This is a genomic window from Sinorhizobium americanum, assembly GCF_001651855.1.
Taxonomy (GTDB): domain Bacteria; phylum Pseudomonadota; class Alphaproteobacteria; order Rhizobiales; family Rhizobiaceae; genus Sinorhizobium; species Sinorhizobium americanum.
Genome location: NZ_LNQC01000053.1, coordinates 90,922 through 112,822, shown reverse-complemented (window position 1 = coordinate 112,822; position 21,901 = coordinate 90,922). Strand labels below are relative to the sequence as shown.

At 63.8% G+C, this 21,901-nt stretch carries 18 protein-coding genes; 5 read left to right on the top strand and 13 right to left on the bottom strand.

Going from position 1 to position 21,901, the window contains the following annotated elements:
* Nucleotides 1–20 precede the first annotated feature (20 nt).
* The 3 genes from ATC00_RS14470 to ATC00_RS14460 all read right to left on the bottom strand — a co-directional run bounded on the left by ATC00_RS14470 (nucleotide 21) and on the right by ATC00_RS14460 (nucleotide 2,726).
* Nucleotides 21–521: a tripartite tricarboxylate transporter TctB family protein gene (locus ATC00_RS14470; protein ID WP_064253314.1), complete on the bottom strand. Its 501-nt coding sequence runs from the start codon at nucleotides 519–521 to the stop codon at nucleotides 21–23.
* A 97-nt stretch (nucleotides 522–618) separates the two neighbouring features.
* Nucleotides 619–1,605 carry a tripartite tricarboxylate transporter substrate binding protein gene (locus ATC00_RS14465; protein WP_064253313.1) on the bottom strand — a complete coding sequence of 329 codons (987 nt, stop codon included), beginning with the start codon at nucleotides 1,603–1,605 and terminating at the stop codon, nucleotides 619–621.
* Nucleotides 1,606–1,679: 74 nt separating this feature from the next.
* Nucleotides 1,680–2,726: a 4-hydroxythreonine-4-phosphate dehydrogenase PdxA gene (locus ATC00_RS14460; RefSeq protein ID WP_064253312.1), complete on the bottom strand. Its 1,047-nt coding sequence runs from the start codon at nucleotides 2,724–2,726 to the stop codon at nucleotides 1,680–1,682.
* Between the two features lie 199 nt (nucleotides 2,727–2,925).
* On the opposite strand from ATC00_RS14460, the gene ATC00_RS14455 reads away from it, so the two are divergent.
* Nucleotides 2,926–3,612 (top strand): GntR family transcriptional regulator, encoded by a 687-nt coding sequence (locus ATC00_RS14455; protein ID WP_064253311.1) that lies wholly within the window; start codon nucleotides 2,926–2,928, stop codon nucleotides 3,610–3,612.
* A gap of 73 nt (nucleotides 3,613–3,685) precedes the next feature.
* Here the strand turns inward: ATC00_RS14455 and ATC00_RS14450 are convergent, their stop codons facing one another.
* The gene (locus ATC00_RS14450) at nucleotides 3,686–4,231 is read right to left on the bottom strand and encodes a Pycsar system effector family protein (protein WP_064253310.1); all 546 of its coding nucleotides are present in this window, start codon (nucleotides 4,229–4,231) and stop codon (nucleotides 3,686–3,688) included.
* 130 nt (nucleotides 4,232–4,361) lie between these two features.
* Between ATC00_RS14450 and ATC00_RS14445 the strand changes: the two genes are divergently transcribed.
* The 3 genes from ATC00_RS14445 to ATC00_RS14430 all read left to right on the top strand — a co-directional run bounded on the left by ATC00_RS14445 (nucleotide 4,362) and on the right by ATC00_RS14430 (nucleotide 10,834).
* Entirely contained in the window at nucleotides 4,362–7,991 is a 3,630-nt protein-coding gene (locus ATC00_RS14445; RefSeq protein ID WP_064253309.1) for a FecR domain-containing protein, read from the top strand.
* Nucleotides 7,991–10,036: a CHASE2 domain-containing protein gene (locus ATC00_RS14440; protein ID WP_234782313.1), complete on the top strand. Its 2,046-nt coding sequence runs from the start codon at nucleotides 7,991–7,993 to the stop codon at nucleotides 10,034–10,036. Before ATC00_RS14445 ends, ATC00_RS14440 begins: the two co-directional genes overlap by 1 nt.
* A 351-nt stretch (nucleotides 10,037–10,387) precedes the next feature.
* Nucleotides 10,388–10,834 carry a hypothetical protein gene (locus tag ATC00_RS14430; protein ID WP_064253307.1) on the top strand — a complete coding sequence of 149 codons (447 nt, stop codon included), beginning with the start codon at nucleotides 10,388–10,390 and terminating at the stop codon, nucleotides 10,832–10,834.
* Between the two features lie 75 nt (nucleotides 10,835–10,909).
* On the opposite strand, the gene ATC00_RS14425 is transcribed toward ATC00_RS14430, so the two are convergent.
* From ATC00_RS14425 to pcaD, 5 genes are all read right to left on the bottom strand, one after another.
* Nucleotides 10,910–11,965 (bottom strand): 3-carboxy-cis,cis-muconate cycloisomerase, encoded by a 1,056-nt coding sequence (locus ATC00_RS14425; RefSeq protein WP_064253306.1) that lies wholly within the window; start codon nucleotides 11,963–11,965, stop codon nucleotides 10,910–10,912.
* An 80-nt stretch (nucleotides 11,966–12,045) separates the two neighbouring features.
* Nucleotides 12,046–12,660: a protocatechuate 3,4-dioxygenase subunit alpha gene (gene pcaG, locus ATC00_RS14420; protein WP_064253305.1), complete on the bottom strand. Its 615-nt coding sequence runs from the start codon at nucleotides 12,658–12,660 to the stop codon at nucleotides 12,046–12,048.
* A gap of 11 nt (nucleotides 12,661–12,671) precedes the next feature.
* Entirely contained in the window at nucleotides 12,672–13,421 is a 750-nt protein-coding gene (pcaH, locus tag ATC00_RS14415) for a protocatechuate 3,4-dioxygenase subunit beta (protein WP_064253304.1), read from the bottom strand.
* A 2-nt stretch (nucleotides 13,422–13,423) separates the two neighbouring features.
* Nucleotides 13,424–13,831 (bottom strand): 4-carboxymuconolactone decarboxylase, encoded by a 408-nt coding sequence (gene pcaC / locus ATC00_RS14410; RefSeq protein ID WP_064253303.1) that lies wholly within the window; start codon nucleotides 13,829–13,831, stop codon nucleotides 13,424–13,426.
* Between the two features lie 10 nt (nucleotides 13,832–13,841).
* Entirely contained in the window at nucleotides 13,842–14,645 is an 804-nt protein-coding gene (gene pcaD / locus ATC00_RS14405; protein WP_064253302.1) for a 3-oxoadipate enol-lactonase, read from the bottom strand.
* Between the two features lie 92 nt (nucleotides 14,646–14,737).
* Here pcaD and pcaQ point away from each other — a divergent pair, with 92 nt between their 5' ends.
* Nucleotides 14,738–15,664 carry a pca operon transcription factor PcaQ gene (pcaQ, locus tag ATC00_RS14400; RefSeq protein ID WP_037385051.1) on the top strand — a complete coding sequence of 309 codons (927 nt, stop codon included), beginning with the start codon at nucleotides 14,738–14,740 and terminating at the stop codon, nucleotides 15,662–15,664.
* On the opposite strand, the gene ATC00_RS14395 is transcribed toward pcaQ, so the two are convergent.
* The 4 genes from ATC00_RS14395 to ATC00_RS14380 all read right to left on the bottom strand — a co-directional run bounded on the left by ATC00_RS14395 (nucleotide 15,661) and on the right by ATC00_RS14380 (nucleotide 21,788).
* A complete protein-coding gene (locus tag ATC00_RS14395) occupies nucleotides 15,661–16,905 on the bottom strand; it encodes an MFS transporter (protein WP_064253301.1) in 1,245 nt (414 codons plus the stop codon). The genes pcaQ and ATC00_RS14395 overlap by 4 nt on opposite strands.
* Entirely contained in the window at nucleotides 16,905–19,049 is a 2,145-nt protein-coding gene (locus ATC00_RS14390; protein WP_037383763.1) for a TonB-dependent siderophore receptor, read from the bottom strand. Before ATC00_RS14390 ends, ATC00_RS14395 begins: the two co-directional genes overlap by 1 nt.
* A gap of 253 nt (nucleotides 19,050–19,302) precedes the next feature.
* Nucleotides 19,303–21,045 carry a gamma-glutamyltransferase gene (gene ggt / locus ATC00_RS14385; protein ID WP_064253300.1) on the bottom strand — a complete coding sequence of 581 codons (1,743 nt, stop codon included), beginning with the start codon at nucleotides 21,043–21,045 and terminating at the stop codon, nucleotides 19,303–19,305.
* An 80-nt stretch (nucleotides 21,046–21,125) separates the two neighbouring features.
* Nucleotides 21,126–21,788 carry a sulfite oxidase-like oxidoreductase gene (locus ATC00_RS14380; RefSeq protein ID WP_064253299.1) on the bottom strand — a complete coding sequence of 221 codons (663 nt, stop codon included), beginning with the start codon at nucleotides 21,786–21,788 and terminating at the stop codon, nucleotides 21,126–21,128.
* Nucleotides 21,789–21,901 lie beyond the last annotated feature (113 nt).

The following is a 21,901-nucleotide window of genomic DNA, read 5'->3' as shown; positions in this document are numbered from 1 at the left end:
AGGCAATGCATTTGCCCGGGTCAATAGATCCCGAACCAGGCCTCGACCGGTCCCTTCAGCAGCGGAACCTGGAAGCCGATTTCGAAGACGACGAAGAAGACGAGCGAGACGCCAAGCCCTGCCGGCAGCGCGATCCACCATTTGTAGCGCCCCTGGAAGAGCATCGTCGCGGCGATATAGAGCGCCGTCCCGACGTAGAGCCCGAGCCAGGCGGAAACGGCGCCGAAGGCAGTGAGCGGCAGCAGGAAGGAAGCGACCACCTTGGCGCGCCCGGCATCCATGAAGATCTCTTCGGTGCCGCGATGCTTGAGGAACGCCTGGACGATGTTGACGAGGCTGCCGAAGACGATGAGAAGGCCGATATAGAAGGGGAAATAGCCCGCATCCGGCCCCATCTCGGTCCAGCCGGCGCCGATATCGAGCGAACCGTAGCAGACGGCGGCGCCAAAGCCGCCGGTCAGCGCCGCGACGCCAAGCTCGACCGCGAAGCGGGAGACTCCATTCGCACTGTTCTCACTCATGATCGTAACCTTTCGCAAGCGGTGGCGGGCGCCGGATCGGGATGAAGAGCATGTCCGCTCCAAGCACTCCGCTCGGTCTTGGGCGCCCGCCTGAGCCTCAGTTGGCGAGCCAGCCTTCGCGCTTCAGCACTTCGCTGACCGCGGCGCCGTCCACCTCGACGGCGGATTTGAGCTCTTCACCGCTCAGATAGACCGGCGACTGCGACGTATCGGCAAGATACTTCGCCCATTCCGGCGTCTCGGAAACCTTGCGCAGCACATCCGCATAGAACTGCACGACATCCGGCTCGACGCCGCCCGGCAGCCAGACGGTGCGCGGCATGGAATAGTTGTCGATCGGAATGCCGGCCTCCTTGCAGGTCGGGATATCGCCCCACCCCTTATCGCCGGCGACCTTCGCTTCGCTCGAAAGCTTCACGCTCTTGAAGACGCAGAGCGGCTTCACCATGTCGGCCTGCCACTGGCCGAGATTCTCGCTCGGATTGTTGACATTGGCGTCGATGTGTTCGCCGGCAAGCTGCACCGCCGCCTCGCCGCCGCTCTTGAACGGGATGTAGCTGATCTTGGCGCCGGTCGCGTCGTTGATCATCGAGGTCAAGATCTGGTCGACGTCCTTCGACTGGCTGCCGCCGATCTTCAAGCCGCCCTCCTTTGCCTTGGCGACGAAGTCCGCGGCGGTGGCATAGTCGGCCTTGCCGTTGACCCAGAGGACGAATTCATCCGATGCGAGTGCCGCGACCGGCGTCAGGTCCTCGGCCTTGTAGGGTACCTTGGCGCGAACCGGCAGCAGGTAGGCATTGTTGGTGCCGAAGGCGAGCTTGTGGGCATCACCCTTGTAGCCGGCCGTGTAGACGAAGCCTTCTGCGCCGCCGGCACTACCCTTGTTGGTAACGACCACCGGCGACTTCATCAGTTCGTATTTGGCGATGATAGCCTGGATGGTGCGCGCGAAAATGTCGGTGCCGCCGCCGGGACCCGCGGTAACGACGAATTCCACCGGACGGTTCGGCTCGAAGGCCGCGGCCGGCGCGGCCACGCCAAGCGCTGCGGCGATCATGCATGCGATAGAGACGGATTTCTTCATGTCTGGTCCTCCCGTTGAGTTGGATCCGGCGCAAGACCTCCCCTGGCGCCGGCATGTGTTGAAAGCGTGCGAATTCAGGCGGCGGCGAAGAGCCCCCGGTTTTTCTTCGCCATGCGGGCCGCAAGCAGGATCGCTTCGCGGCTGGCGCCGACATCGGCGATCCCCTTGCCGGCAATGTCATAGGCCGTGCCATGCGCCGGCGTGCAAAGCGGGAAAGGCAGACCGCCCATCATGGTCACGCCCTTGTCGAAGCCCATCAGCTTCATGGCGATCTGGCCCTGGTCGTGATACATGGTCAGCACCGCGTGAAAGCCTTCCTTCAGCGCCCGGACGAACACCGTATCGGCCGGGAACGGCCCTTCGACGTTGAAGCCGAGCGCTTTTGCCTTCGCGACGGCGGGTTCGATGATGTCGATCTCCTCCATGCCGAAGCTGCCGCCATCGCCGGCATGCGGGTTGAGGCCCGCGACCGCGATCCGCGCCTCGTCATGGCCGGCGTTCCTGAGGCAGGCCCGTGTGAGTTCGAGTTCGGCGATAATTCCATCCACCGACAGGCTTCGCGCCACGTCCTTGAGCGGAATGTGCGAGGTGACGCGGGCGTTCCATACCTTTTCGAGAACGTTGAACTCGCGGACCTTGCCGGTGAAGGAAAGCACGTCGGCGACGAAGCGGATCTCGTCGTCATAGCCCGGATAGGCAAAGCGCATTGCCTTCTTGTTGAAGGGCGTGAAGCACACCGCGTCGGCCTTGCCGGCATGCGCGAGCTCCAGGCCCGCGCGAAAATTGCGAGTGGCGAATGCACCGCCGGCAAACGTCGCCTCGCCGCGCACCACGTCGGCCGGATCAAGATGCTTCAAATCGACAAAGACGTGACGCGACGCGCCGGCCTTCTCCAGCGTCTCGAGCGTAGCGGATTCGAGATCGAGCGTAATGCCAGCGACCTTGGCGCCCTCGTCGAGAATGCGACGGTCGCCGATGGCAATAACGTGCGCCGCTTCACGCACATCGCCGAGCGCCAGCAGCCGCGCCGTCAGTTCCGGACTGATCCCTGCCGGATCGCCCATGGCAAGCGCGATGACCGGACGCCCACCCTTCGCTTCGGCCGCACCATTGGTCGTCATGTGAGCTGTCCTCCGTCTTCATGCCTCGGGACCGTCATACGTTATTCAAAATTTTGCATCAAGTGTTTTGTATTCTGTATGCAGCATTTTCTGTTGACGATGAGAGGACCTGTCTCCATGCTTGAATGAGGCACCGCTGATTCAATCGGGCGGTCGAGGGAACAGTGACCGGTTACCGGTCTGAGCGCAGAACGGGAAAATGAACGAAATCACTCCATTAGAGCGGAGGCCCGACGGCGGGCCGGGGCCGATCCGGCGCACGGCGCTGCACGACACCCTGGTCAGCCACCTGCGCGACATGATCATCGAGGGCGATCTTCCGCCCGGGACCCGCCTGCATGAGGGCCAGCTCGGCGAACAGCTCGGCGTGTCGCGAACGCCGCTTCGCGAGGCGATCAAATATCTGGCGAGCGAAGGCCTCGTCGAGCTCGTTCCGAGCCGCGGCGCCGTCGTCAAGCGCTTCAGCGCCAAGGACGTCAAGGATATGCTGACCGTCTTGCAGTCGCTCGAGGAGCTTGCCGGGCGGCTTGCGTGCGGGACGGCCAGCGACGCGGGGATCGCCCAGGTGCGGGCGCTGCACGACGAGATGGTGGCCCGCTACAAGGCAGGCGACCGGCTGCAATATTACAAGCTGAACCAGCAGATCCACACGGCGATCGCCCAGCTTTCCGGCAATGCGGCGCTCGCCGACATGCACGCCGTGCTGCAGACGCGGCTGAAACGCATCCGCTTCATCGGCCACGAGGGTCCGGAAAAATGGGCCGCCGCAGTCGCCGAGCATGAGGAAATGATCGCCGCGCTCGAGGCCCGCGACACGGAGAAGCTATCGGAGGTGCTGGGACGGCACCTGACGAAGGCCTGGGAGCGGGTGCGCGACTCCGTGTAAAAACGGGAAGGCAGCCGAGGTCACGTCCGCCATTTTCTCCGTGGAGAAAATCGGTGACGGGCTCAGCCAGGGTTCAGGGGATTGCCAACAGGCAGACATAGGCAAGCACCGTGATCAGCAGGCCGCGAAACGCTGCGATGACGAAGCGGTACTTGCTGCAGGCGATCGCCGAAAGCACATCGGCATTGTCCACGTACTGGCGAAACAGGTAGGCCGAATCACCGCGGCCCGCCGCCTCCAGAAACTCTCCACGATGCGCCCGCCATGCGCCCCAGAAGAGCGTCGTGGAAGTGGCGCCTTTTCTCGGCAGCACGACGAGGATGGCGGTGAGAAGCGAGAAGATCGAGGCCAGCGCCATGACGGCAGACAGTATCGCTGGCAGCATCTCCCCTTCCATGTAGCGCTGCCAAGTAAACACGCTCCGCCCCTCTTCGGAGGAAACCAAGAAGGCAAACATGAAGGTAAAGATATAAGCCGCCTTCTGATCGGACATCTTGATCTGATCGGAGAAGACATCATTGATCTTCTGGATATGATCGTAATAGGCGCTCGGAGCAACCTCCCGACCCTCTGCTTCACTTGAGATTTCGAGCTTGTACAGGTTTCCCCCGGTATCCATGCGTGCTCCCCTGCTTCTTGTCTCCTCTTTATTACACCGGAGGGCCAACATTATATGCCCAAAACTGGGTGCTTGACTTTTCTGCCGCGGAAATCCACTGGATTCCGTGTAACGAGGGGCAATTGCAGGTATGCGGCGAAGAATAGCGGGGGCTTTGCTGATCGCAATGGCGCTCTTTGCGTCATCGACGGCGCATGCCGAGCCGGTACAGCGGCATCAGCCCGCGGCGGGCTCCGTTATCGCTCGCAAATCCGGCGAGGAGGTGCGCTTCGTCGACGTCTCCAACTGGCGATTCGTCGACCTCGCCCAGGACCTGGTTCCGGGCGACGTGCTCCGCACCAACGCCACCGGCTCACTCGCCGTGCTCTTCCGCGACCATACGCAGATCCGGCTTGGGCGTAACACCGCATTGCGGGTCAAGCAGATCGGTGGAGGCGACACGAATCTCGAACTGCAATCGGGGTCGATCTGGGCCCGCGCCGAACGCGGCGGCGAAGGTCTGGTGATCGACACGCCCGCCGCCGCAGCCGCCATCCGCGGCACCGACTGGACAATGACCGTTGGCGGCGACGGCAAGACCTCGCTCACCGTCCTCGAAGGCGTCGTCGAACTGAAGAACGCCCATGGCAGCGTGACGGTGAAGCAGGGCGAAGGTGCGGTGGCTGCGATTGGCAGCGCGCCGACGAAGATCGTCATCGTCACGCCGAAGGACCGCGAACAGATGCTCTTCCATCTGTCGCTGCGCAACGCCTTTGTCTGGATGCCGGCAACGCCGCTCAGCGTTCCCGAGATGCGCCGCCAGCGCACCCGGATCGAGGCCCAGGCCGACGCGAACAGGTCGGCCGAGGATTGGCTGGCGCTGGCCGAAATCTACCTGTCTCTCGATGGCCGCCAAAAGGCCGGGGCCGCCCTTTCGCAGGCAACCAAACTTGGATTGGCCGGCTCCCAGGCGGCGCGCGCCAAACTCATCAGGGCGTTGATTGCCGGATCCTCGAATCAGTATCGGGAGGCAGCACGGCTGTTCGCGGAGGCTGAACGCGGCCTCGATCCAAGCCGCCGCACCATGGCGGCCTACGGCGGATATTTCGCCCGCGGACTTGCCGATCCAGACCGGGTAGAGCAGCCACCCCGCGCTGCAGCGGGCCGGTACGCCGGCATGGCGCAGGCCTGGACCGCTGGCTTCCGGGAAGATATTCCCGCGGCCATAGCGGTCATCAAGCAGGCGGAGCAGAGATATCCCGACGATCCGACCTTACCGGCGGCCCGCGCCCAGCTCGCACTCTTGCTCGACGATCGCGATGAGCTTCGAGACGGTGTACAACGAGCTCTTGCGATTGATCCGGAAGATCCGACCGCACTCGAAGCCCGCGCCCATTATCGCTACCACATCGAAAATGATCTCGACGGCGCGCTTGCTGATCTCAACAGGGCGCTGAAGACGGCCCCGGGCTCATCCTCCATCTGGAATTCATTGGCGCTCGTTCAGAGTGAGCGCGGCGACAACCGCGCCGCCGAGGCCGCACTCAAGGAAGCGATCGCGCTGGACCCGCTGGATCCCGTCGCCCATGCAAATCTCGCGATCCAATATATGGATGAGATGCGGATGGCCGAGGCGAAACGCGAGATCGATGCGGCGCTTTTTGTCGATCCTTCGTTCGACGTCGCCCTGGTGGCGCGCGGCCGCTATCACCTGCAGAACGGCGAAGTCGACAAGGCGGTCGAAGACCTGCTCGCCGGCTCGACGGCCAATCCCGCCTATTCCAACGCCCAACTCCTCCTCGCAGCCGCGCATTATGAAAAGGGTGACCGGATTCCGGCAACCCAGGCGCTCGACAATGCCGACAGGCTGGACCCGAACGATCCCATCGTGGCAACAGTCAGAACCGCCATCGCCATCGACGCCTATGATGCCGACGCGGCCATCCGCAACGCCCAGGAAGCCATGCGGCGCACCCGCGCGCGCGGTGGCGATTCGGCAGCGCTCGGCGCCAATCAGGAACAAGGCTCGACGCTGAATGATGCGTTTCGGCTGCAGGGACTCGACGCCTGGGGGCAATATTACGGCGATGCGGTGTTCGACCCGTTCACCGGCGCGAGCTATGTCGACCAGGCGGTTCGCGGCAGCGTCAATCCCTTCTTCAACACTTACGATTTCGCCGCGAGCGCGATCAGCAACACGGGGAACGCCACCAGTTTCTCCGCTCTGATCCAAGGGCTACTGATCGAACCGCACATGATCGCGAGCCGTGAGCGGACGGTCAATTTGCTGCAATCGCCGTTCTTTGAAACGGAGCTTGGCGGTGGGTTTACGGCGAGTGAGGACCAAGCGGGCTGGATCGGCGAAGCGGCAGTTCGGGGATTTACGGCGTCTCCGTTCCCGATCAGTGTCTACGGGACGTTTCAATGGGAAGAGCCGCGCGACGCTGTCGACCTGGGCGACGGCCTGCAACTGGACCGTGAGTCGCGCTTGATCGGCGGCAACGGCTATCTAACCGCCACGCCATCTCCAGACGATCGAGTCGTCGCGTTTCTGAACATGGCGGAGTTCGACGACAGCCGAAACATTTTTGACGTTCCGGACCCGGACCTTTTTCCGTTTTTTAGCGACATCCTGAATGAGTATTCCTCCTCGAGTCTGACCTCCGGCGTCGCTTGGAGCCACACATTCGGGTACGAAAGCGTTGCAAACGCCGCCTTCTTCTTCAACCACAGGAAGATCGACGAGACCTCCCGGACAGTTTTCTCCGACATCCCCTTTATCGATCTGAGATACCTCCGGAGTGAGCAAGAGGAAACAAGCTATATCGGCGCGCTGAGCCACCTTTACGGAGATGGGAACCTGACTTTGCGGTATGGCATCGAAGGCGGCGCCGTTACGTCGAAAGCGAAGGCCGAACGTTACGATCTCATCGATTCAGTACCATTCACCTCCGCCAGCTCATCCGCCACTACAGGGGTCGTGAGGGCTTATGTCGACGGGCTCTATGAGATTACGCCTGATCTGCGGGCCGAAGGCGCGTTGTTTGCCCGCTACATCGAGGACGTCAACGACAACAATATCCGCCTTGAGCCGAAACTCGGCGTCGCTTGGGCACCCTCCGAGGGGCATTGGCTACGCGCCGCTGTCCAGCGCGAAGGCTATAACTTCGGTGCGGCCACGCTGGCGCCCGTCGGCATCGTAGGGCTGCAGCCGAATCAGCTCCTGATCGGCACCGAAGGCTATGCCGACACGCTCGCCCTCCGTTGGGACGCCGAATGGAACGATTGGCTCTTTACGGCGGTCGACTATCAGCACCAGGAAATCCGCGACGGCTCTGTCGACCTTCCGTTTTCGATGGCGGACTTTGATTTCGACAAAGCCAGGATAGACCGCGTCGCATTGACCGCCAACCTGGCGCTCGGCCACGGCCTCGGCCTTTCCGCGACTGTGGCCCGCACGGAAAGCGAGGATCTCTCGTCTGGCAGCAGCGGCGACCTTCCATTTCTACCGGAGAGTTCAGGGCAAGTCGCGCTGACCTGGGTCGACACCGCGAATATCAAGACGACGGTAGCCGCAAACTACATTGGCGAGCGCTCTGAAGGTTCTATAACGCACGACGACTTCTGGACCCTCGACGCCTCGCTCCAATGGGAGCGGTTCGACAAGCGCTTAGAAGTCGAACTCGCTGGGTTCAACCTGCTCGACGAGGAATTCGAGCTGCGCAACGGCGTTCCCGGCTGGGGGCCCACTGTCAAGGGCACTGTCAGAGTGCGGTTCTGATGCGCGCCCGTCAAAGCCTTTCCACAACGATCGATCGAATCCGTCATTCGCCGCGGCGGGTGAAGCTTGCCGCCCTGACTGCCTTCGTCGCGACCCTCGTCTCGCTTGCCTCGCTGACCGGCAGCTGGTCGCTCGCCGACCTACGCGCCTATGACTATCTGTCGATCATCGGCCGACCGGCACTTCCCGCGGACGGCCTCATCATCGTGGCGATCGACGAACCGTCGATGGCGGAGATCGGCAGCCAATGGCCGTGGCCGCGAGCCCTCCATGCCAGGCTGATCGAGGCGTTGAGAAGGGCCGGCGCGCGGGCGATTGCCCTCGACGTGATCTTCGCCGAACCCGCCGCCGAGTCGCAAAACGACGCAGCACTCGCCGCCGTGCTTGGGCCAGACGTGGTGCTCGCCGGCGACCAGACGCTGATCCAGACGCCGCAGGCCGAACAATTCGTCCGCACCGAGCCTCTCGCCCTCTTCACCGAGAGAGGCGCGAAGGTCGGCATCGCCTCGGTCAATCTCAGCGGCGACGGTACGCTCCGGCAAATCCCGCCCTATCCGGACGGGTTCGCCGTGACGCTCGCGACAGTCGCCGGAGCGGACCCGGAGCAGCCGCAGGCGCAGACGCTCATCCAGACCTTCGGCCCGGCGCGCACCTATCCGACCGTTTCCTATTACCAGGCGCTCGAGCCGGGAAACTTCCTGCCGGAAGGCACGTTCCGTGACCGCGTCGTCATCGTCGGCCTGAGCCTGCAGAACGCCCCGTCGATCGCCGATGGCGGTGTCGATGCCTTCGCCACCTCCGACACGGTGTTTTCGCGCGGCCTCGTCGCCGGCGCGGAGATCCAGGCGACCATCTACGACAATCTCGTGCACGGGCTCGCCATCAAAATAGCGGGCGCGCCTGTTTCCATGCCGGCAATCCTGCTGGCCGCGCTGGTCGCAGCGCTTGTCGTCTTGAAATCGACCAGTTGGAGGACGTTCGGCTACGGCGCCTTCGCGCTCGCGCTGATCCTTCTCGCAAGCTACGGCCTGATGCGCTTCGGCCATGTCTTCGTCTCGCCGCTCGGTCCCGGGCTTGCCTTTTTCGGCGTCACGGTGGGCCAGGCGGGCATCGACTATGCCGAGGAGCGCCGTCGCCGCCGCGAGATCACCCGCGCCTTCTCGCAATATCTGTCGCCGGCGCTCGTCGAACGGCTGGCGCAGGACCCGTCGCAACTGAAGCTCGGCGGCGAAAGACGGACGCTTTCGATCCTCTTCTGCGACGTCCGCGGCTTCACGACGATCGCCGAAGACATGAAGGACGACCCGGAGGGGCTGACGACGCTCGTCAACCGGCTGCTGACGCCGCTCTCGGAAGCGGTGCTGAATCAGGCCGGCACAATCGACAAATATATCGGCGACTGCCTGATGGCCTTCTGGAACGCGCCGCTCGACGATCTCGACCACGCGCTTCACGCCGTCGCCGCGGCCCGCGACATGCTTGCCGCGCTCGCCCGCGTCAATGCCGAGCTCGAAGCCGAGGCCAAGGCGGCCGGGCGCCAGCCGAAGATGCTGCGCATCGGCATCGGCATCAATACCGGCGAATGCGTCGTTGGCAACATGGGCTCGGCCCGACGCTTCGACTATTCGGCGCTCGGGGACGCGGTCAACCTTGCCTCGCGTCTCGAGGGCGCGTCGAAGGACTACGGCATCCCGCTGCTCCTTGGCGAACGGACGGCCGCACTCGCCGCCGCCAGCTTCCCGGTCGTCGAGATCGACCGCATCACTGTCAAGGGACGGAACACGGTCTCGCCGGTTTTCACGCTGGCCGAGGGCGCCTCCGAGGCAGCACTCGGCCGGCACCTCGCCTATATCGAAGCAAAGTACCGCGACCCCGGCGGCATCGACGCGGCTGAGTTCGACAAGCTCAAATCGGCGCTGCCCTCACTCGAGCACTATTACGAACGCGAGCGCGGGCGTTTCCAGCCAATCTCCTCACCGGTGGGGGAGGTAGAGGGGGGTGCCTCAGCCCGCAATACGCTTCAACCGCATCCACCCTTGCTCTAAGGGGCGCGCCCGGCAGGCAACGCCTTGAACATGATGGCACGCCAGAAATATTACCAATACTTCATAACCACCGGCCGCCGCCAGAGTTTCTGTCGGGACATAAAATTAGAAACACTGATGATCGCCGTAGGTTCTTGCCATTTTTACAAAGCCGCCGTCCGGAATTTGACAAAACTTTGGCAAATCACGACAGAGAAACTTTATTTATTGTTAATGTGACTCACACCGTCTCCGGGGCTATTCCTTTATGCGAGGCTGAATACTGCCGGCGACAGAAGGGTCGCGACGCGACGGTATGAGACAGCCCCGATCGGAAGCTCATCGCTTCCTCAAGTTCAAGGAGACGCAAAGATGCGCTCGCTCATCAAGACACCCGCAATCGCCGCCCTCGCTCTGTCGCTCGCCGCCGGCGGCGCCTTCGCCGCCGGGCGGCACGAAGGTACAAATTCGACCGGTCCCGAGAACGGCGACTACTACCAGGGAATATTCGGCAACGACGATGTGGCCCCGCCCGCGCCGCACGCCCGGCCGATGAGCTCCGCCGCCGACGTTGAACAGCCGCGGCTTGCCGCCATCCTCCACGAGCTTCGCGCCGCCAATCATCGCATGGAGGCGGAGCGCGCCTCCGGCAGGCTCAGTACCGTCGCCTTCCACAGGTTGCGTCGCGAGGAGGGAAACATCCGCTCCGACGCAACGCACGTAGCGGCGATGCATAACGGCAGAATACCGGGCCCGTCCTACGCGCAATTGCAGAGGGACGTACGCCGGCTCGACTGGAATATTGCCCGGTCGGCGTGACCGTCCGACACTGCCCAAGTCTTACCACTGATTGCCGGGCCGCTTCGCAGGAAGCGGCCCGGACTTTTTTGACAATCAAGCGGCGCCGAGGCGCTTGATATTACCGGCAAGTTCCGCAGCAAGCCTCAGTGCCGCCGCGGTCGCACCGACGATCTGCGGCAGCAGCAGCCATTCGAGCGTCCAGGCGGAGCCGGAACGCTCCTGCTCGTGCACCACCGCCTGATGGATGCCGGAAATTTGCGTGGCATTGAAGCGCGCCAGCGTCACCAGCACTTCGGCGGCGACAGGGTTCTGCTTGTGAGCCATAGCGGAGGACGAGCCGCCGCCGGCCAGCACGATCTCGTCGCCGGTTTGCGCCATCAGGGCGATGTCCTGGCCGAACTTGCCGAGACTGCCGGTGATCAGCGAAAGCAGGTGGGCGAAATCGGCGATCGCTGCGCGCTGGCTGTGCCATTGCGGACAGTCGATCAGCGCCAGTTCCTCGGCAAGCGTCGCGCGAACCGCGTCCGCCTTGTCCTTAAGCTTGTCCAGTGTGCCTGCCGCACCGCCGAATTGCACGGCGAACAGGTCGATATCCATGGCGTCGAGGCGGTCCTGGTGGTCGAGCAGCGGCTCGATCCAGCACCGCATCCGGTCCGTCACCGTGATCGGAATGGCCGCCTGCATGCGCGTGCGGCCCATTAGCGGCCGCTCGCCCCACTGCCCGGCGCCCTCCTCCAGAACAGCGACGATCTCGCCGAGACGGCCGGAAAAAAGCTCGCCGATCGCCTTCAGGCGCAACATCAGGCTAGTATCGATGACGTCTTGACTGGTTGCGCCGAAATGCACGTGCTCCGCCGCCTCCTCGCCGACGGCGCGCCGCAACTGCCGCACGAGTTCCGGCACGGCGACACCGTCAACAGCCACGCCGCGGCGCAAGGCAGCGACATCCGGAGAAAAGGCGCGGCATGCCTCGGTGATCCGGTCGGCAGCCGCATGCGGAATGACTCCGTGCTGCGCCTCGGCCCGCGCCAGGGCCGCCTCGAAGGCAAGCATGGCGCGGATATCCGCGGCCGCGGAAAACTCCGCCGCTACCGCTTCGTCACCAAGCAGGCCGGAAAGATAGGGATGGTCAAAGGCCGAGTAGGTCATTCCACGTCTCCAGGATCTGGCCTCCCCTTCGCCAGGGGACGCCGACAAGCGCGCGGCAACGCGGGATGAGTCGCCAATGATCAAATGTCCAGGAAGACCGTCTCCTTCTCCCCCTGGAGATGAATGTCGAAAACATAATTAGGCGACTGGCCGCCGGCGACAAGCGTTTCGGCCCGATGCCGATGCTCGATCCGCTGAAGCAGCGGGTCCTCGGCGTTCGCCGCCGCCTCGTCCGGGAAATACATTCGTGTATGGAGCCCGATATTGATGCCGCGCGCGACGATCCAGAAGCTGATATGCGGTGCCATCAGGCGACCGTTCTTGAACGGAACGCGGCCGGGCTTGATGGTCTCGAAAACGAAAGTGCCGTCCTCGGCGCTCGTCGGAGAGCGGCCCCAGCCGGTGAAATTCGGGTCTGCGGCGCCGCGCGTTTCCGAAGGCGAATTGTAGAGGCCCGCGGCATCCGCCTGCCAGATTTCGATCAGCGCGTCCTTGAGCGGCGCCCCGGCGCCGTCGATCACCCGTCCGGTTACGGCGATGCGTGGCCCAAGCGTCTCGTCGTTGACCATTGCCGAGCCGAGGTCGCTTTCAAACACACCGGAGATGCCACCGAAATTGGGCGTGAGCCCGATATGGACGTAGGGCCCGGCCGTCTGCGAGGCGGTTTCCTTCAGGTAGCCCAGATCCTGAACCATCGTTCCCTCCCTCAATTGCCTTCCGGCCGGTTCTCGAAGAATGTCGAGCGGCGGCCGCGCAGCACAATGTCGAATTTATAGGCCCGCGCATCCATCGGGATGGTGTTCGCCCAATCGAGCGGGGCGATCAATTGCTCGATCGCCCGACGATCCGGGATCGTGCCGACGATCGGACATTTCCAGATCATCGGATCGCCTTCGAAATACATCTGGGTGATCAGCCTTTGCGCAAAGCCGTGGCCGAAGACCGAGAAATGGATATGGGCCGGCCGCCAGTCGTTGACGCCGTTCGGCCATGGATAGGCACCCGGCCTGATGGTCCGGAAACCATAGTAGCCGTTCTCGTCGGTGATCGCCCGGCCGCAGCCGCCGAAATTCGGGTCGAGGGGCGCGAGGTAGCTTTCTTTCTTGTGCCGGTAGCGCCCGCCGGCATTGGCCTGCCAGAATTCGAGCAGCGCGCCAGCGACTGGCCGGCCGCGCTCGTCCAGCACCCTTCCGTGCACGATGATCCGTTCACCGATGGCGCTTTCGCCGGGTTTGGCGAAATTGTGGATCAGGTCGTTGTCGAGTTCGCCGAGCATCGAATGGCCGAAGACCGGACCGGTGATTTCGGAGATCGTGTTGTCGAGTGAAAGCAGCGCCTTTCGTGGCGACCGCAACACCGAGGTCTTGTAGCCGGGGGCGAAGGCCGGCGGGTGCCAATCCCGGTCGCGCTGGAAAAAGGCGCCTGTTTCGCGCTTGCGGTTTTCTGTCTCGGACATCGTCACTCCCCCTTCGGCGTTGCGGCATCCATCTCGGCGAACACCCGTTTGGCGATCTTGATGGCGTGGTTGGCGGCCGGGACGCCCGCATAGATCGCCACATGCAGCAGCGCCTCGCGGATGTCCTCGGGGGTCGCCCCGGTATTGGCCGTGGCGCGGACATGCATCGCCACCTCCTCATCCTGCCCTAGCGCGGCAAGCAGCGCGATGGTGACGATCGACCGCTCGCGCTTGGTCAGGGCCGGGCGCGACCAGACATGGCCCCAGGCCGCCTCGGTGATCAGGTCCTGGAACGGCTGGTCGAATTCCGTCGTCGCCGATTGGGCGCGGTTGACATGGCTGTCGCCGAGCACGGCGCGGCGCGTCGCCATGCCCTGGCGATAACGGTCGGAGGCGGAGCTGTCGATCATCGGGCTTTACTCATCGTTTGTCTCCAGGCAGGGAGATGAAAAAGTCACGGAGCGTCGCGGCCAGCGCCTCCGGCTGCTCGACGCAGGGTATATGCCCGGCATCGCGGATCACCTCGAAGCGCGCCCCGGGGATGAGCCCGGCCGTCGAGCGCACCAGATCGGGCGGCGTCGAACCGTCCTGATCGCCGACGACGCAGAGCACCGGCACGGAAATCTCTCCGGTTGCTTCGGTGTAGTCGGCATCCCGGATTGCCGCACAGGTGCCTGCGTAACCCGGCACCGGCTGGCGGATCAGCATGTTGCGATAGCAGGCGAAGGCGACGTTTTCGGGCCGGCGGAAGGCCGGCGTGAACCAGCGCTCGAGCACGGCGTCGGCGACCGCCTCGATGCCATGCGCCTCGATCGCCGCGATGCGGCCGTCCCACATCTCGGCCGTGCCGATCTTGTGCGCCGTATCGGCAAGCACGAGCGCCCGCACCAGGTCCGGCCGGCGCTGGTAGAGCGACTGTGCGATCAGCCCGCCGACCGAGAGGCCGCAGATGATGGCGCGCTTGACCTGGAGGCGGTCGAGCAGACCGGCAAGGTCCGTCGCATGATCCTCGATTGCATAGGGCACCTGGCCGATATCCGAGAGGCCGTGGCCGCGCTTGTCGTAGAGGACGGCGGCGAACGCATCGGAGAGGCGTAGCACGAGATCGTCCCAGATTCGGAAATCCGTGCCGAGCGAATTGATGAACACGAGGACCGGCTTCTCGGCAACGGCGCCGATCAACCGATAGTGGATGGCAATGTCGTTAATCCGGGTGAATTGCACGATAAGTCTCCTCCCCACCAAATTGGCGATTTCATCTGGTTAGGTAAAATGATATTTTGCGCCGATCCATTAACTCCTAAGTTATGTTTCCGATGATCGACGCGCGCATCAAGTTTCGCCATCTGCAGACTTTTGTCGAGGTCGCGCGCCAGAAGAGCGTCGTGAAGGCCGCCGATCTCTTGAACGTCACGCAGCCGGCGGTCACCAAGACGATCCGTGAACTGGAGGAGGTGCTGGGCGTCTCGGTCTTCGAGCGCGACGGACGCGGCATCAAGATCACCCGCTACGGCGAGGTCTTCCTGCGCCACGCCGGCGCGGCGCTGACGGCGCTGCGGCAGGGCCTCGATTCCGTCTCGCAGGAGCGCTCCGGCGACGGACCGCCGATCCGCGTCGGGGCGCTGCCGACGGTGTCAACACGCATCATGCCGCGAGCGATCGCGCTCTTCCTCGAGGAGAAGACCGGCGCCCGGCTCAAGATCGTCACCGGCGAGAATGCCGTGCTCCTGGAGCAGCTCCGCGTCGGCGACCTCGATCTCGTCGTCGGCCGGCTCGCCGCGCCTGACCGGATGACCGGCTTCTCCTTCGAGCACCTCTATTCCGAGCAGGTGGTGTTCGCCGTCCGCGCCGATCATCCGCTGCTGTCCGGCAAGCAGTCGGTCTTCGCGCATCTCGGCAACTATCCGGTGCTGATGCCGACGCGCGCCTCGATCATCCGTCCCTTCGTCGAGCGCTTCCTGATCGCCAACGGCATTGCCGGCCTGCCGAACCAGATCGAAACCGTGTCCGATTCCTTCGGCCGCGCCTTTGTCCGTTCGAGCGACGCCATCTGGATCATCTCGAACGGCGTCGTCGCAACCGACATCGACGACGGGCTGCTGACGGCGCTGCCGATCGACACCAGCGAGACAAAGGGTCCGGTGGGCTTGACCATGCGCACCGACGCGATCCCGTCCTTGCCGCTGTCGATCCTGATGCAGACGATCCGCGAGGCCGCCGAGGCGGTGGCGGCCAAGGGCTAGAGTGCGGCGCCCGTGGCGAGAGTGGCACGGCCGCGCATCAGCAGGTAGATGACAGGCGCCGCGGCAAAGCAGATCGCTGCGGCGATGCCGAAATAGGCGGAGTAGCCAAACCTCTCGGCGATCCAGCCGGCACCGACGCCTCCGACCATGCTGACGAGGCTGTCCGCGCATTGGAAGAGGGTGAAATCGACGCCTGCCTGCCGGGGGTCCGACCAGCCCATGAACTCGGAATAGAGGGCGACGAAGCCGAGCGCCATGACGCCCGACGAAGAGAGGACAGCAACGCCGATCACGATCGATGTCGGAGCGCTGCCGGTGAAATCGAACCAGGCGAAGGCCAGAAGCATGGCTGTCTGCAGAAGGATGGCCAGCGTCAGCACGAAATTCGCACCGAAAAGGCGGACGGCGGCACCGCCGACCAGCGCCCCGGCCAGCCCTACCACCATGCTGCCGAAGCCGTTCAGCACGCCGACTGTGGCGAGATCGAAGCCATAGTCGATCAGGAAGGGGCCGAGCATCGAAAGCCCCCATTTCTGTGCCGCGACGTAAATCGCCGCGACCACGAGGCCCCTGCGGACCGCCGGGCGCTTCAGCGCGGTAACGAGCGACGGCGCATGGTGGCGCGTCTCGACGGCGCTGCGCGTCGCAGGCCCGAAGGCGAAGGGAAGACCGAGCAGGAACACGACCGCGGCCATGAGATAGACTGCCGGCGACCAGCCGTAGCGGTCGACGAGGACGAGGAAGAGCCCCGCGCCGATCGCCGAGCCGAGATAGGCGCCTCCGACCTGTGCGGTATTGCCCCAGCCGTGATGTTCCTTGGCGAGCGTCTCCACCGCATAGCCGTCACAGGCGATGTCGACCGTCGAGGTCACGAAGGCGACGAGGATGAGCGAGACCAGCACCGGCATCAGCGGCGAAAGACCGGTGAGCCCGATGACCACCAGGCCGGCGGCGCAGAGCGAGCCGCCGAAGGCGACGATGAGGCGCGACCGGTTGCGACCGACGCGCGGCAGGCGGAAGCACTCGACAAAGGGCGACCAGAGGAATTTGAGCGCCCAGGGCAGCACGGTGAGATAGACGAGACCGATCTGGTCGAGCGGCATGCCCTGGTTGCGCAGCACGGTCGGAAGGCCGAGCATGGTCAGGCCGCCGATGACGCTCTGCGCCACATAGAGGCCGCCGACCGTGAGAAAGACCACGGCCGGCGAAACGTTGGCGGAGAAAGGGCCGCGCGGCAGCATCAGAAGCGGTAGCGCAGGCTGCCGACGACCTTGCGGCCCTCGTCGAAGTAGCAGAAGCCGGTCGTGCAGATCTGCTTGACCTCGTCCAGAAGGTTGGTTGCATTAACCTGCAGGCGGACGCCGTCCATCGACGGGTTGAGCTTGCCGAGATCGTAGCGAAGCGACGCGTCGACGAAGGTGCGCGCCTCGTTGTCGAGCACCGGCGTATGCTGGTTATCGCCGAAGCTGGAGCCGAGATAGCGGACGCCGGCGCCCATCCCCAGCCCCTCGAGCGTGCCGCTCTGGAACTCGTAATCGGCCCAGAGCGAGAAGGTGTGGTAGGGCGTCGAGTTTAGTTGGTTGCCCACCGTCTCGGCGGTGAGCTTGGTGATCTTGACGTCATTGTAGGAATAGGCCGCGATCAGGCTCAAGCCGTTGTCGAGCGAGGCGGACGCTTCCAGTTCGAAGCCGCGCGACCTCATATCCAGTTGGCGCAGCAGGTTTACGCCGGACGAGGTCTCGTAGACCGAAGCGTTTTCCTGGTCGATGTTGAAGGCCGATGCGGTGATGAGGGCGTTGTGGTCTGGCAGCGCGTATTTGACGCCCACCTCGTATTGCTCGCCGATCGTCGGCTCGGCCTGCTCGGAAACTCCGCCGGTCGACAGGATCACGCCCGGATTAGCGACGAAGGACGTGCCGTAGCTGACATAGGGCATGACATTCCACGGCGTCACGTAACCGAGGCCGATGCGCCCGGTCGTTTCGCTGTCGTCGCGCGAATAATGCGAGAATCCGGCGGAACTGTCGGTGGTGAACTCGCTGTTCAGCCAGTCGTGGCGCAGGCCGGCCATCAGCCGCCAGGCACCAAATTCGATCTGGTCCTGTGCGTAGATGCCGACTGAGTTCTGCCGCTGGGTCTCCTTGTAGGTGAGCTCGGGCACATAGGTGAAGCTGTCGGTGAAGAGATCCGGGCCGGATCCCTGCAGCGACTTGTACTTCATGTAGCTGTAGTCGATGCCGGTGATGAGCTGGTGGTCGAGCGCGCCGGTCTCGAAGTCGGTCTTCAGATAGTTGTCCGAAGCAACGCCGCTGTTGTCCTCCTTCACCATGCCCGGAAAGTCCGCAAAAACCCATTCTTGCTGCGTCGACAGGTCGGAGAAGCGCAGCTTGTGGTAGAGCGTCACATTGTCGGAAAGCTCATGCTCCAGTTCATAGCCGATGCGCGCCTGCTCCTGGTCGAAATCGTTGAAGCGCGCATCGCCGCCATAGACGGGCGTGGCACCGATCGACCCGGCTGGTCCGTAGTTGTTGATGTAGCCCCACGTGCCGCCCGTCGTCGAATCCATGTACTCGCCGAGCAGGGTGAACTTCGTGCCTTCGTCCGGTTGCCAGGTGAAGGCCGGGGCGATGAAGAGACGGTCATCCTTGATGGCGCTGATCTCGCTGCGGGCGTCGCGGGCAAGACCGGTAATCCGGTAGAGTACCGTGTTTTCCGGGTCGAGCGGACCCGAGACGTCGAAGGCGCCCTGCATGCGGCCGTAGGAGCCATACTGCATCTCGACCTCCCGGAACTGCTCCTCCGTCGGCCGCTTCGAAATGATGTCGACAATGCCGCCGGAGCTGCTGGCGCCATAGATCGATGCTGCCGGACCGCGCAAGATGCTGATCGCCTCCACGCCGTAAGGCTCCAGGCGGAAGAGGCCGTTCGGGCTGCTGATCTGGCGCAGGCCGTCGCGGAAAATGCCGGTGTAGGTCAGGTCGATGCCGCGCACCTTGAACGCATCGAAACGGGGTTCGGCGCCATATTGGCCGATTCGCACGCCCGGCGTGTAGCTCACGGCTTCGCTAAGGTTCTGCGGCTTGCGGTCCTCGAGCTGCTTGCGGCTGACCGTCGACATCGACTGGGGCGTCTCGGCCACCGGCGTATCGGTCTTGGTGGCCGTCCGGCCGGATTTGGCGACATAGCCGTCGGTCTCGACGACACCCTCTGCACCCTCGATGGCCCCGCCGCCCTGGACGACCAGAGTCTGCAGCGCCGTTGCGCCGCTGTTCGCGGTGCCCGGCGAGGCGGTCTGGGCCTGCGCGAGTGCGATGCCCAGGAGCGCCGAGGCGCCTGCGAGCGTCGTGGTCGCGGCGAACCTCTGTGCGAGTAATATCGATGTCATGGTGACCTCCTTCCGAATGCCAGGCACGCGCCTGCCCATCGTCCGCCCGGATGTCCCCCGAGGCGGCCGCGCAAGCAATGTTGAGTATTTAAATCATGTTTCCGATAGGAGAAAATAATCCGCCATGCAATGGCGGATTTCGAAAACTCATAGAGATTAAGGGGATCAACGCGCGGACGGACAAGTGGTCGCAATTGCTACCGCCTCTGGCCTGCCGGCCAGAGGGTGTTTCGCCATCATTGAGAGCGGTGCGTCAATACCCCCTCGCCGCGCCGGCGCCGATGCGGCTGTCGGCGGCGCCGTTATAGCGGGCGCCGCCGCCCTCCGCGATTTCGGCGAGACTCTCGCCACCGACGAGGATACCGGTCGCCTGGCCCCAGATCGTCCAGTTCTTGTCGATCTCGACATCATGGCCCATCGCCGAGAGCAGCTTCAGCGTGTCGGGCGAAAGCGCGTAGGGCTCCATGAACACCTTGTCAGGCAGCCATTGGTGATGGAGGCGCGGCGCGTCGACCGCCTCCTGGATGTTCATGCCGTGGTCGATGACGTTGAGGATCGCCTCGAGCGTGATGGTGATGATGCGGGCTCCGCCGGGGCTGCCGATCACCATGAACGGCTTGCCATCCTTGGAGATGATCGTCGGGCTCATCGAGGAGAGCGGCGTCTTGCGGGGCGCGATCGCATTCGCCTCGCCCTGGACGAGACCGTAGAGATTGGGCGCGCCGGGCTTGGCGGTGAAGTCGTCCATCTCGTTGTTGAGCAGGATCCCGGTGCCGGGCGCGACGACACCGGCGCCGAACGAGCCGTTCAGCGTGTATGTGACGGCGACCGCATTACCCTCGTCGTCAATGATCGAATAGTGGGTTGTTTCCTTGCTCTCGCCGAAACCCTCGGGCTTCAGCGCCTCCGAGACGCCGGCCCTGAACGGGTCGATCTTGTCGCGGATCTCCTTCGCATAGGCCTTGTCCGTCAGCTTCGCGACCGGGTTGTCGACGAAGTCCGGATCGCCGAGCGCGGTGTTGCGGTCGACATAGGCATGGCGCATCGCCTCGATCATCGCATGCACCGTCTCAGCCGACCCATAGCCGAGATAGGAGAGCGGGTAGCCTTCAAGGATGTTGAGGATTTCGCAGATGATCACACCGCCCGAGGAAGGCGGCGGCGAGGAGACGATGTCATAGCCGCGGTAGTTGCACTTCACCGGCTCGAGCTCGCGCACTTGATATTGCTCGAAATCCTTTTTGGAGAGGATGCCGCCCTTTTCCGCGCTCGCCTTGACGATCGCGTCGGCGATCGCACCCTTGTAGAAGGCGTCCGGCCCTTTCTCGGCAATGCTTGAAAGCGAAGCAGCAAGATCAGCCTGGATGAGCTTGTCGCCCAACTCGAACGGTTTTCCCGCTTTCAGAAAGATCTCCGCGGCTGCCGGATCCTTGGCCAGCCTCTCGGTCCTGCCGTCGAAAGTATCGACATCGCCCTGCTCGAGCTGAAAACCTTCGCGCGCCAGCGTGATCGCCGGCTCGATGAGTTCCTTCAGCGGCCGCGTGCCGTAGCGGCTGCGGGCGAATTCGAAGCCTGCCACCGGACCGGGCACGCCGACGGCGAGATAGCCGTTGGTGCTCAGGCCCTTGACGAGGTCGCCCTTGTCATCCTGGTACATCGTCTTGGTGGCGGCAAGCGGCGCGCGCTCGCGGAAATCGAGGAACGTCGTCCTGCCGTCCTTGAAGCGGATGGTCATGAAGCCGCCGCCGCCGATATTGCCCGCGGTCGGATAGACAACGGCGAGCGCATAGCCGACCGCGACCGCCGCATCGACGGCATTGCCGCCCTTCTTCAGGACCTCGACGCCGACGTCGGAGGCGAGATGCTGGGCGGTCACGACCATGCCGCGCTCGGCCTTGACCGGCTCGGGCGAGGCGGCCGCGGCGATCTGCGGCAAGGCCGTACCGCATGCGATGAACAAGGCGAAGGACAGGCTCTTCAAGGCGGAATTGCGCATGCTCTCCTCCTGGGCAGAATTCGCTTCTCGAACCCGGACTGTAGCATCAAGGATCAAGACGGTAGTCGGGGATTCTCGCCTCAATCGCCGGAATAGCGCTCCTCGCGCCAGGGATCGCCGTGCATGTGATAGCCGTTCTTCTCCCAGAAGCCGGCCGCGTCGCGGCTGCGAAAATCGATGCGCGTCAGCCACTTGGCGCTCTTCCAGAAATAAAGATGCGGAACGACGAGGCGCATCGGCCCGCCATGCGAGCGGATGATCGGCGCTCCCTCCCAGGTCGTCGCAAGAATAGCATCTTCGGCGGCGAAGTCGGCGAGCGGCAGGTTGGTTGAATAGCCGTCGAAGCTCGTCAGCATCACATACTCCGCCTCCGGCTTGGGCATCACCCGATCGAGCAGGTCGCGCGTCGCGACACCCTGCCAGCGATTGTCGTAGCGCGACCACGTCGTCACGCAGTGGATGTCGGAGAGACTCTCGCTTTGAGGCATCGACTGGAAGGCAGCCCAGTCGACTGAAACCGCATTTTCCACCGCACCCGTCACGTCGAGCCGCCAGTTTTCCAGCGAGATATGCGGCTGCTGCCCGAGGTCCAGGACGGGCCAGTCCTTGACGAGATGCTGACCGGGCGGGAGGCGATCGGCCCCAGGTCGAGCAATCCGGCCAGTCAGGAACTTGCCGTCCGCCGCCCAGCGCCGCTTGGTGGATGTCAGCTTCGTCTCCGGTATCGGTTCGTCGTCGACCATGATGCACCATCCCGTCTTTTGGTCTTTATAGGCTGATTTGAAGCTCGCTGAGCTGCCGCGTCAAGCAAGCGTTCCGACCGATCAAGCCTGCGTCTTTCGAGCTAACCCAAAAG

Bases quoted from the DNA above. Each gene is read 5' to 3' on its own strand.
- ATC00_RS14470 (WP_064253314.1), bottom strand. From the start codon at position 521: ATGAGTGAGAACAGTGCGAATGGAGTCTCCCGCTTCGCGGTCGAGCTT.
- ATC00_RS14465 (WP_064253313.1), bottom strand. From the start codon at position 1,605: ATGAAGAAATCCGTCTCTATCGCATGCATGATCGCCGCAGCGCTTGGC.
- ATC00_RS14460 (WP_064253312.1), bottom strand. From the start codon at position 2,726: ATGACGACCAATGGTGCGGCCGAAGCGAAGGGTGGGCGTCCGGTCATC.
- ATC00_RS14455 (WP_064253311.1), top strand. From the start codon at position 2,926: ATGAACGAAATCACTCCATTAGAGCGGAGGCCCGACGGCGGGCCGGGG.
- ATC00_RS14450 (WP_064253310.1), bottom strand. From the start codon at position 4,231: ATGGATACCGGGGGAAACCTGTACAAGCTCGAAATCTCAAGTGAAGCA.
- ATC00_RS14445 (WP_064253309.1), top strand. From the start codon at position 4,362: ATGCGGCGAAGAATAGCGGGGGCTTTGCTGATCGCAATGGCGCTCTTT.
- ATC00_RS14440 (WP_234782313.1), top strand. From the start codon at position 7,991: ATGCGCGCCCGTCAAAGCCTTTCCACAACGATCGATCGAATCCGTCAT.
- ATC00_RS14430 (WP_064253307.1), top strand. From the start codon at position 10,388: ATGCGCTCGCTCATCAAGACACCCGCAATCGCCGCCCTCGCTCTGTCG.
- ATC00_RS14425 (WP_064253306.1), bottom strand. From the start codon at position 11,965: ATGACCTACTCGGCCTTTGACCATCCCTATCTTTCCGGCCTGCTTGGT.
- pcaG (WP_064253305.1), bottom strand. From the start codon at position 12,660: ATGGTTCAGGATCTGGGCTACCTGAAGGAAACCGCCTCGCAGACGGCC.
- pcaH (WP_064253304.1), bottom strand. From the start codon at position 13,421: ATGTCCGAGACAGAAAACCGCAAGCGCGAAACAGGCGCCTTTTTCCAG.
- pcaC (WP_064253303.1), bottom strand. From the start codon at position 13,831: ATGATCGACAGCTCCGCCTCCGACCGTTATCGCCAGGGCATGGCGACG.
- pcaQ (WP_037385051.1), top strand. From the start codon at position 14,738: ATGATCGACGCGCGCATCAAGTTTCGCCATCTGCAGACTTTTGTCGAG.
- ATC00_RS14395 (WP_064253301.1), bottom strand. From the start codon at position 16,905: ATGCTGCCGCGCGGCCCTTTCTCCGCCAACGTTTCGCCGGCCGTGGTC.
- ATC00_RS14390 (WP_037383763.1), bottom strand. From the start codon at position 19,049: ATGACATCGATATTACTCGCACAGAGGTTCGCCGCGACCACGACGCTC.
- ggt (WP_064253300.1), bottom strand. From the start codon at position 21,045: ATGCGCAATTCCGCCTTGAAGAGCCTGTCCTTCGCCTTGTTCATCGCA.
- ATC00_RS14380 (WP_064253299.1), bottom strand. From the start codon at position 21,788: ATGGTCGACGACGAACCGATACCGGAGACGAAGCTGACATCCACCAAG.